Annotated in this window: 4 protein-coding genes and 1 pseudogene; 4 read left to right on the forward strand and 1 reads right to left on the reverse strand. The window is 42.5% G+C overall.

Translation table 11 applies throughout. The features are described 5' to 3' along the window. The 3 genes and pseudogenes from ACFFAP_RS37990 to ACFFAP_RS38000 form a co-directional block, all read left to right on the forward strand. Positions 1-434 (forward strand): annotated as a pseudogene (locus ACFFAP_RS37990) (glycosyl transferase family 2); the annotation flags it as partial. Between the two features lie 80 nt (positions 435-514). Then, positions 515-751 (forward strand): hypothetical protein, encoded by a 237-nt coding sequence (locus ACFFAP_RS37995; protein WP_375516033.1) that lies wholly within the window; start codon positions 515-517, stop codon positions 749-751. Next, a complete protein-coding gene (locus ACFFAP_RS38000) occupies positions 748-1,527 on the forward strand; it encodes a nucleotidyl transferase AbiEii/AbiGii toxin family protein (protein ID WP_375516034.1) in 780 nt (259 codons plus the stop codon). The genes ACFFAP_RS37995 and ACFFAP_RS38000 overlap by 4 nt, the downstream gene beginning before the upstream one ends. Positions 1,528-1,550: 23 nt before the next feature. On the opposite strand, the gene ACFFAP_RS38005 is transcribed toward ACFFAP_RS38000, so the two are convergent. Continuing rightward, positions 1,551-1,901, reverse strand: coding sequence for an ArsR/SmtB family transcription factor (locus ACFFAP_RS38005; protein WP_375516035.1), 351 nt, complete (start codon positions 1,899-1,901; stop codon positions 1,551-1,553). Between the two features lie 81 nt (positions 1,902-1,982). Here ACFFAP_RS38005 and trxA point away from each other — a divergent pair, with 81 nt between their 5' ends. Next, on the forward strand, positions 1,983-2,306 hold the full coding sequence (trxA, locus tag ACFFAP_RS38010; RefSeq protein WP_012412473.1) for a thioredoxin: 324 nt from the start codon (positions 1,983-1,985) through the stop codon (positions 2,304-2,306). Positions 2,307-2,334: the final 28 nt, after the last annotated feature.

Below are 2,334 nucleotides of genomic sequence, written 5' to 3' on the forward strand. Positions count from 1 at the left end.
TCCCCAATCAAGGGCCTATCTGGCTAGGATTGAGTAGCTTGACTCGGAGTCTGCGTCCTTATGACTCGCTGGCGACGATTTGGGATATGGTTGCTCGTACTGCCTATACCCAACTGAATTATTCACCATTAATACTATTGGGAACTTTGGTAGGAATGCCTCTGATTTATCTAGTTCCACCTGTATGTGTGATTCTGGGTGCAGTTTGGAGCAATTGGGCGATCGCATTTACAGGTTTATTAGGATGGCTGTTAATGACTTTCGCTTACTACCCAACAATCCGTTTTTATAAATGTTCTGTCTGGTTCGCATTGAGCTTACCTGCGATCGCTTTTCTCTATACCCTGATGACTCTAGACTCAGCACTACGTCACTGGCAAGGGCGTGGCGGCGCTTGGAAAGGAAGAGTTTACCCCAACCCAGATAATTTATAGTTGGAATAAAATTAAATTTCAAAATCGCTAGTGTTAATCTAAAATTAAAGATAAGCCTAAAGTGGTTGATTAAAAGAGTTATGACAACCGCAACACCAACAATTAATCCTGTTACTATCCCCAAAAAGCTGCCTTTTCTGGAATCAATTTGTTGGCAAACCGCCGATGTATATCGCTTTACTTCAGAACAAATGCTGAGTCGCTACGAGCGTGGTTGGCAATATCACAACCTATTTAATAATCTTGAGGGTGAAGAACTCCATTTTCTTAAAGAACTTGCCAGACACTATAAATCCTGGTTGCAAGTTTGTTTATGACCTTTAGGTTAGAACAGCATAATCAAATTCTCACAGTTCTTGAATCCTTAGATTCGGACATACTTAGAAAGGGTTCTGCTTACTTCGGTGGCGGAACCCTTCTTGCATTTGAGTTTGATGAATATCGCTGGAGTAAGGACGTTGATTTTCTCGCTTCCGTTGGTACAGAAGGCTACAAATACCTGCGGACAGTGGTATTTGATGGTGGGCATGAAGCATTATTTCGGAATTTAAGTAAAATTCAAGTTGGACGTAGCACAAGCAATCAGTATGGAATTCGGATGATAGTTATTGTAGATGATGTGCCGATTAAAACGGAAATTATTGCCGAAACTCGTTTTCAACTAGATCCACCAAGATATCCAAACTGGTCACCAGTTCCCTGCTTAAGCTTCAATGACTGTTTTACCTCTAAGCTGCTGTCAAATTCTGACCGTTACGCAGATGACAGCGTTGAGGCAAGAGATTTAATCGATTTAGCAATTCTCAGGCTGCAATCTCCAATCCCTCAAGCATCAATTGAGAAGGCTGAAAAAGCTTATGAGGTTATGCGCCCTTTGAAAAGAGCGATCGCACTCTTTCAGGGAAGACCAGATTACAGGGAGAAATGCTTTCTTGGTCTGCAAGTTGATCAAGCTCAGATACCCAAAATTATCGACGGTATTGATTTACTCTCTACAGATTTAGGTTTATCTCACACTCCAAGGGCTTTTCGAGAACAACATGATATCTTTGCTGATTTAGAAACACAAATTAAAAAACGAGAAGATTCTTAAACAGGTAGCGTTACTCAATGCCCCTAAATCCTTGAAGCTGTTTGTTTAGTACTGACGGGTTCAACAGGCAATGGTTGAGCGGCTTTCAATACCGCATCCAGCAACCCTGGAAACAGCATCTCTAAATCTTCACGCCGCAGAATGTTAATGTGCTGTGTCCCTTCTTTACGTGTAAAGACTATCCCCGACTCCCGCAAAATCTTGAAGTGGTTGGACATAGTAGACTTAGCGATCGCAAAATCAAAACTCGCACAGCATTGTTCCCCCTCAGTGGCCAGCCGCCGCACAACCTCTAGCCGCACTGGATCGCCCAATGCATACAGCACTCCCGGTAAAGAAATATTTTTTCTATCTGGATGATAAAGAAATCTCATAGTTGCATTATCTCATCAGGTGGCATATATTTTTATAATTCGATATTATCGAATTATAGAATTAATTAGGAAGGCAATTTTATGTCATCCATTACAAATGTCACAGAAGCCACATTCAAGCAAGAAGTCTTGGAAAGTGAAATTCCGGTATTAGTGGACTTTTGGGCGCCGTGGTGTGGCCCTTGCCGGATGGTGGGCCCAGTCGTCGATGAAGTTGCTGCTGAATACGAAGGACAGGTGAAATTTGTGAAACTGAACACAGATCAAAATCCTACTGTCGCCAGCCACTATGGAATTCGCAGCATTCCGACGCTGATGGTTTTTAAGGGGGGTCGGCAAGTCGATACTGTCGTAGGGGCAGTTCCAAAAACCACCTTGAATAAGACCTTAGCACAGCATCTTTAATTTAAGTGAAGGGGATTGGGGATTAGGG

The sequence above is a fragment of the uncultured Nostoc sp. genome (genome assembly GCF_964245575.1).
Classification (GTDB): Bacteria; Cyanobacteriota; Cyanobacteriia; order Cyanobacteriales; family Nostocaceae; genus Nostoc.

Excerpts from the sequence above, each read along its gene's own strand:
- trxA (WP_012412473.1), top strand. The coding sequence starts at position 1,983 with ATGTCATCCATTACAAATGTCACAGAAGCCACATTCAAGCAAGAAGTC.
- ACFFAP_RS38005 (WP_375516035.1), bottom strand. The coding sequence starts at position 1,901 with ATGAGATTTCTTTATCATCCAGATAGAAAAAATATTTCTTTACCGGGA.
- ACFFAP_RS37995 (WP_375516033.1), top strand. The coding sequence starts at position 515 with ATGACAACCGCAACACCAACAATTAATCCTGTTACTATCCCCAAAAAG.
- ACFFAP_RS38000 (WP_375516034.1), top strand. The coding sequence starts at position 748 with ATGACCTTTAGGTTAGAACAGCATAATCAAATTCTCACAGTTCTTGAA.